8 protein-coding genes are annotated in these 6,116 nt (G+C 70.9%); 3 read left to right on the top strand and 5 right to left on the bottom strand.

What is annotated here, in order from left to right; translation table 11 throughout:
* The first annotated feature begins 27 nt into the window (after positions 1 to 27).
* Complete coding sequence (locus Msi02_RS34125; protein ID WP_204051978.1) at positions 28 to 1,032, top strand: hypothetical protein; 1,005 nt, start codon at positions 28 to 30, stop codon at positions 1,030 to 1,032.
* A gap of 67 nt (positions 1,033 to 1,099) precedes the next feature.
* On the opposite strand, the gene Msi02_RS34130 is transcribed toward Msi02_RS34125, so the two are convergent.
* Genes Msi02_RS34130 through Msi02_RS34140 form a run of 3 tightly spaced genes read right to left on the bottom strand, consistent with a single transcriptional unit; the run spans position 1,100 to position 4,329 of the window.
* Positions 1,100 to 2,692 carry a CocE/NonD family hydrolase gene (locus Msi02_RS34130; protein ID WP_204051979.1) on the bottom strand — a complete coding sequence of 531 codons (1,593 nt, stop codon included), beginning with the start codon at positions 2,690 to 2,692 and terminating at the stop codon, positions 1,100 to 1,102.
* Between the two features lie 9 nt (positions 2,693 to 2,701).
* Positions 2,702 to 3,151, bottom strand: a complete 450-nt coding sequence (locus Msi02_RS34135; RefSeq protein ID WP_239108982.1) for a DUF3237 domain-containing protein — start codon at positions 3,149 to 3,151, stop codon at positions 2,702 to 2,704.
* Positions 3,148 to 4,329 (bottom strand): flavin-dependent oxidoreductase, encoded by a 1,182-nt coding sequence (locus Msi02_RS34140; protein ID WP_204051981.1) that lies wholly within the window; start codon positions 4,327 to 4,329, stop codon positions 3,148 to 3,150. Before Msi02_RS34140 ends, Msi02_RS34135 begins: the two co-directional genes overlap by 4 nt.
* A 79-nt stretch (positions 4,330 to 4,408) precedes the next feature.
* Between Msi02_RS34140 and Msi02_RS34145 the strand changes: the two genes are divergently transcribed.
* Both Msi02_RS34145 and Msi02_RS34150 read left to right on the top strand, forming a co-directional pair.
* A complete protein-coding gene (locus Msi02_RS34145; RefSeq protein WP_239108983.1) occupies positions 4,409 to 4,951 on the top strand; it encodes a MarR family winged helix-turn-helix transcriptional regulator in 543 nt (180 codons plus the stop codon).
* Between the two features lie 95 nt (positions 4,952 to 5,046).
* Positions 5,047 to 5,247 (top strand): hypothetical protein, encoded by a 201-nt coding sequence (locus Msi02_RS34150; RefSeq protein ID WP_079320390.1) that lies wholly within the window; start codon positions 5,047 to 5,049, stop codon positions 5,245 to 5,247.
* A 23-nt stretch (positions 5,248 to 5,270) separates the two neighbouring features.
* Here Msi02_RS34150 and Msi02_RS34155 read toward each other — a convergent pair whose 3' ends face one another.
* Together Msi02_RS34155 and Msi02_RS34160 are read right to left on the bottom strand one after the other, a co-directional pair.
* Entirely contained in the window at positions 5,271 to 5,696 is a 426-nt protein-coding gene (locus tag Msi02_RS34155; protein ID WP_204051982.1) for a hypothetical protein, read from the bottom strand.
* A gap of 109 nt (positions 5,697 to 5,805) precedes the next feature.
* Positions 5,806 to 6,116: (Fe-S)-binding protein (locus Msi02_RS34160; RefSeq protein ID WP_204051983.1), on the bottom strand; the 311-nt coding region annotated here is incomplete at its 5' end.

Here is a 6,116-nt window from a genome sequence, read left to right on the forward strand (position 1 = left end):
ATGACGGGTGGCTGACGATCCCCTTGCGTGGTTGCTCGAACTCAAAGTAACGAATCAATTGCAGTAAGTGACGTAGAGCCTCGCCGTCTCTGTCGAGGCGGATACGGTCACGCAGTGGCACTAGCCGAACACGAAGCGCTCGTCCGTCTGTTCTGCGAGCGACCCGACCTCGCCGCCGACCTGCTCACTCGCTCCCTCAGGGTCGACCTGCCCGACTACGACTACGCGGGCCTCGAATCGGCCGACCTCACCGAGGTCACACCTACCGAACGTCGCGCCGACTCGGTCATAGCCTTCCGTCGTAAGAGCCCCGACGATGAGCCCGAACCCGTCCTGGCTGTGATCGTGGAAGTTCAGCGCGACCGCGATTCCGACAAGCTCTGGTCCTGGCCCCTGTACCTCAGCAGTCTGCGCAGCCGATTGAAATGCCCGGTCATGCTCCTGGTCGTCGCGCCGGACGCGGCGATCGCCCGTTGGTGCGCCCGCTCCATCGAACTGGGTCATCCCGGTATGGTGCTGACCCCGCTCGTCGTCGGGCCCGCCGAGGTTCCGGTGATCACCGACCCCGGCCAGGTGGCGGAGGACCTCGAACTCGCCGTACTGTCGGTGATCCATCATGCCGACACGCCGCAGGGCCCGGAGATCCTCGAAGCCCTGCTCACGGCGTTGCACAATCTCGACCGCGATCAGGCGGGTATGTACGCTGACATGGTGCGCGCGGCGCTGCCCGGGGAGATCTGGGATCACTTGGAGAAGCACTTGAAGACCGAGACCTACGAGTACCTGAGTGACTGGGCTCGCGACAACATCGCCAAGGGCAAGGCGGAGGGCAAGGCGGAGGGTAAGGCGGAAGGCAAGGCGGAGGGACAGGCCGAGGCGATCCTCACTGTTCTGTCGGCCCGGGGCATCGAGGTGTCCGAGGACATCTCCGAGAAGATCCGGAAGTGTCACGACCTCGACCGGCTGACCGCCTGGCTCCGAGCAGCCGCCACGGTCGACTCCGCGGACGTCCTCCTGGACGACGAGCTCTGATACGCGGCCGCCGGATCGTCCAGCACTGCGATGGCGATCCGGCGACAGGTGACCCGGCCTGTGCGCGTCAGCGGGGGACGATCGGCAGCGTGATGTACGAGTCGGGGAAGACCTTCTGGTGCTGGACGACCAGGTCCGCCTCGGTCGCCCCGGCACGGCCGGTCCCCGGGTTGCGGTCGAAACGGGGGAAATTGGAGCTGGAGATCTCCACGCGGATGCGGTGACCGGCCTTGAAGACCTGGCTGGTGGCGACCAGGTCGACGGCGAACGTCCCTGAGGACTCGGAAACGCGGACGATGCCGTCGATCACGCTCATCGCCCGGCCGTCGGGATACACGTCCACAAGTTTGGCGGTCCAGTCGGTCGAGGCGGCGGAGGTCTCCGCGTGCAGGGTCACCGACACCGGGCCCGTCACCTCGACGTCGGAGGCGAGCACCTCGGTCGAGTAGCAGAGCACGTCGGGCCGCCGCTCCACGTCGCGCTGGTCCTGCGGGCCGACGTTGGTGGGGTCGGCCAGCAGGGTCGGCCCGCCGACCGTCGGGACCGGGTCACGCGGGTCGAAGGTGAAGGTCGCCGGCTCGTACGCCGAGGGAGGCTCGGGGGAGAGCAGGCCGTCCGCGTGCAGGTAGTAGGCGGTCTCGACGGCGCGCTCCAGCGGCCAGGCCTCCTCGTCGCGCCAGACGTCGTCGCCCATCACGAAGATCTTCACGGCGGGGCCGGTGTCCTCGCCCTTCAGGAACGCGAGCTGCCGCTGTTCCAGCCCGATCGCCTGTCCAGAGGCGGCGGCACCGAAGAACAGCCGCCCGGTGCCCGCGGCGCCCGGCGCGAGGTGGGACCAGGGGCCGATGACGAGAGGACCGCCCAGGCGGCGGTGGTTCTCCAGCGTCCCGCCGAGGAACAGGTCGAACCAACCCGCCACGTGCATGACCGGCACCTCGATGCGGTCGTGGCGCAGCGTCTCGGCCAGTTCCTCCCAGTACGCGTCGCGCTCGGGATGCGAGGTCCAGTCGCGCCACCAGGGAATGCCGGGAATGTCGCCCACCGGCAGGGTGCGCGCCGCGCCGTCCTGGTCGTCCAGGACGGGAAGAACCGCGGCGAACCCCGCGCCGACGTCCTCGCCGGCCTCGGCGGCGTGCAGCAACCCCAGCAGCGACTGCATGGCGCCCCAGTTGAGAGCCGACCCCAGCGCGAACGCCCCGCCGTGATATTTGAGACCGTCGTGGAAATCGTGCGGCGTCATCGAGGCGACCACGGCCTTGAGCCCCGGCGGCCGCGTCGCCGCCGCCTGCAGTGCGCATCCGGCGAGGTAGGACATGCCGCTCATCACGACCTCGCCGTTCGACCAGGGCTGCGAGGTGATCCAGGCGATCGTGTCGTGGCCGTCGGCGCCCTCGTCCGCCCACGGCCGGAACTCGCCGTCGCTGCTCCCGCGTCCTCGGCAGTGCTGCAGCACCACCGCGAAGCCGACCCTCAGCGCGGGTGTCACCGGGGCCATCCGGAACGAGTCCTCGCCGTACGGCGTGCGCATGAGCAGCGCCGGGAACGGGCCGCCGTCGGCCGGCCGGTGGACGGAGCCGCGCAGGATGGTGCCGTCCCGCATCGGCATCGGGACGTCGTGCTCGACGCTGACCGGGAGCGGGGGGCGGTCGAGCTTCGGCATGGGGACTCCTCAGGTCAGGGCGTAGGCGTCGTAGCGTACGGCGGCGGCCACGCGGGCGGCCGAGGCCACGGCGAGGGTGCGGTTGAGCCAGAGATATCGATCATCGCCGGTCTCGAAGCGGCAGAACAGCCGGAAGTAGTACTCCGACGGGTCCACGTCCTCGCCCCGCGCGAGGCGGCCGAGCACCGCGGGGGAGCCGTGCCGGACTCCACTGGTGGTGATGTACAGATGCGCGCCGTCGTGCGTGCGCAGCGTGTAGCGGGTGTCGATGCTGATCATGCCGTCGGCGTGGACGACCTGCCAGTCGGCACCGCCGGGCAGCACGGTGCCCGACAGGCGGGGACCGTCGAACGTCCCGCCCACGATGTTGACCACACGGCGGTGGCCCCACTGAGAGTCACCCAGGTCGAGCACGGGGTCGAGATCCACCCGAAACGTGGCGAGCGGTTCCAGGTTCACGAGGCGGCACTCCGATCGACGCTCCACGACGGGCGTTCGTTGAGCGAGGCGGGGTCGAACCCGGCCGTGCGCTTGTAGGAGGCGGCGATCTCCGCCCGCTCGGTGTGGGGGATGACCTGTTCGATGTCGTCGAACCCGCCGGGCGCGCGTTCGTGGGCGAGCTTCATGACGATCTCCGGGCCCATCTCGCGGTTCGACAGTTGCAGCGCCGTCGTGGCCGGGCGGCGCGTCTCCTCGTACGCCGCCAGGTCGCCCCGGGCGAGGGCGTACGCCAGCACCCGGGCGTCGATGATCGCCTGGGAGGCGCCGTTGGAGCCGATCGGATACATCGCGTGCGCCGCGTCGCCGAGCAACGTGACGTTGCCGAAGGTCCAGCGCGGGAGCGGGTCGCGGTCCACCATCGGGTACTCGTACGCGGTCTCGGCTCCGGCGATGATCCCCGGCACGTCGAGCCAGTCGAAGTGCCAGCCGGCGAAGTGCCTGCCGATCTCGGCCAGGTCGGCCGGGCGGTTCCAGTTCCCCCGGTCCGAGGCGTCGCCGTCCAGAGGCCGCTCCGCGATCCAGTTGATCAGGGTGCGGTCGCCGGTCTCGATCGGGTAGGCGACGAACTTCTGCGTGCCGTCGCCCGCCATGATCATCGATCGCCCGGTCAGGAACGGCTCGCCGTAGGTGACGCCCCGCCACAGGACGAGACCGTTCCACGGCGGCGGGCCCTCGCCGGGGTACAGATGGGCGCGCACGGCCGAGTGGATCCCGTCCGCGCCGATCAGCAGGTCCTCGCTGCCGGGGCCGGTGATCCGGCTGCCGGCTCGTACGGCGTCCGGGCCCAGCCGGTCCACCACCGCCTCCAGTAGGAGCATCTGGAGCCTGCCGCGATGGACGGAGTACTGCGGCCAGGCGTAGCCCGCGGCCAGACCTCGGGGCTCGGACCAGATCGGTGTGCCGTAGCGGTTGAAGTAGGCAAGTTCGGCCGTGGCGACGCCGATCTCCGCCAGCCGGTCGGCGAGTCCCAGCTCGGTCAGCTCCCGTACGGCATGGGGGAGGAGGTTGATCCCGACGCCCAGCGGCCGGATCTCGGGGGCGGCCTCGTGCACGGTCACGTCCTCGAACCCGGCCGCGTGCAGGCTGAGCGCGGCGGTCAGCCCGCCGATGCCCGCTCCGGCGATGACGATGCGCACGGGCGCCTCCGGGAAACGAGAGGTTGTTATGGCCGTAACAATATTCACGACACCCCTGCGGCTGCGCAAGACTTGACCGGTGAACAGCGAGCCCGACACCCGGCCGGATCTCGGCGTGGACGTGCCGCCTGACCTGCGGTACGCGGCGTACGCGCGCGAGCGCCTGGCGGCCATGCCGCCTCCGGCCGACGCCGAGGCGTTCGCGCTGGCCTATCACCTGCTCCAGCTCGCCTACCTGCTGGTCACCGACCTGGAGACCCGGATCCACCGCCCGCGCGGCCTGACGCTGCCCGGTTTCCGGCTGATGTTCAAGCTCTGGCTGCTCGGCCCCACCCAGCCCGTACGGCTCGCCGAGATCTCCGCCATGTCGCGGTCCGCGGTGACCAACGCCGTCAACACCCTCGAACGCGGCGGCCTGGTCGAACGCCGGCCCGTGCCGGAGGACGGCCGCGCGGTGGTCGTCACACTGACCGCGGCGGGCGAGGCGGCCGTGCGTGAGGCCTTTTCGGAGCAGACCCGCAGGGAGCGGGAGTGGTTCGCCTGCCTCGGCCCCGCCGAGCGCGAGCAGATGACCGCCCTGCTGGCCCGGATCCTCCACAGCCGACCGGCGGATCTTTCATAGGACAAACCGGGGTAGTCGCCCAGAAGCTACCCGTAAAGTGCTCGCAGGCGTCCCCGGGGGCGGGACGCGCCCGCTTCACGGTGAGGACCGCACCAGTGGCCGTTTCCGAGCAGTTCCCGCCGTTCGCGGCGCCGGACTCCGACGCCGCGGCCGAGGACCGGCCCGGCGGCGCGGAGCCGGACCCGTTCCCCGGCGACACTCACTGGTACGACCTCCCGGACGACGACGCCGCGCCGGAGGAGGGCGAGCCCCTCAGCCTGGCAAGGCACCTCTGGCGCGCGCTGCGGCGGCGCTGAAGCGCCTTGCGGTGAACGCCGCGTCAGGCGTCGCGCCGCCGGGTCGCGGCGTCGACGAGCAGCCCGAGCCCGACGCCCAGCATCCATACGTCCTTGCTGACGCCGATGCCCGCCGGGCTCGGCCAGATGCTGCGGGGCTTGTGCAGCGCGGGCGTGCGCAGGTAGAGCGCGAGCAGGCCGCTGGAGAACCCGGTGAGCGCGGCCCCGGCGACCGCCGCCGGCACGAACGGCGTCAGGAGCGCCACGCCCGTCGTGATCTCGGCCGCCGACAGCAGCTTGAGGAACCGGCGAGGCGGAACGGACTTCAGGAACGGGAAGGCGCCGACGGCCATGCCGTGAATGCCGGCGGCTTGATCGTCGTCGCCGTTCCACTTCTCCACGCCGGAGTGCAGGATGTACGCGCCCGTGGCCACCCGCCCCGGCACCTCCCGGGCTCTCATGAACGTCATCGGCGACTCCTGTCCGTTTTGGGCTGTGCCGTCCGGCCTGCGACGATACTCGCCCGCCAGGCGGAACCGACGCCCGGGGTCCGGCCCGCGGGCGCGGCGAGCGTGGGCGTCATCGCCGGGGAAGCCCGGGTGTCCCCGTGTCCTCGCCGGTCACCTGGTCGAGCAGTTCGAGCAGGTGGTGGTAGGTCTTCCCGGTGGCGCGGGTCATGCCGATCTCGCACGTGCGGTTGACCGACGCGTGCGCGGTGAAGCCGCCCTCGGTCACCGAGGCGGCCTCGGCACGGGTGGCGGAGGCGGTCAGTTCCGGGTGGAGCAGGCCGCGGTCGCCGGCGAAGGCGCAGCATTGCCATCCGTCCGGGACGACGACCTCCTTCGCCACCGCCTCGGCGACCTTCGTGACGGCGGTGTCGAGGCCGAGCC

The sequence above is a fragment of the Microbispora siamensis genome, assembly GCF_016863095.1.
Lineage (GTDB): Bacteria > Actinomycetota > Actinomycetes > Streptosporangiales > Streptosporangiaceae > Microbispora > Microbispora siamensis.

Coding starts and splice junctions, on each gene's coding strand:
- Msi02_RS34155 (WP_204051982.1), bottom strand. CDS start 5,696: ATGACGTTCATGAGAGCCCGGGAGGTGCCGGGGCGGGTGGCCACGGGC.
- Msi02_RS34130 (WP_204051979.1), bottom strand. CDS start 2,692: ATGCCGAAGCTCGACCGCCCCCCGCTCCCGGTCAGCGTCGAGCACGAC.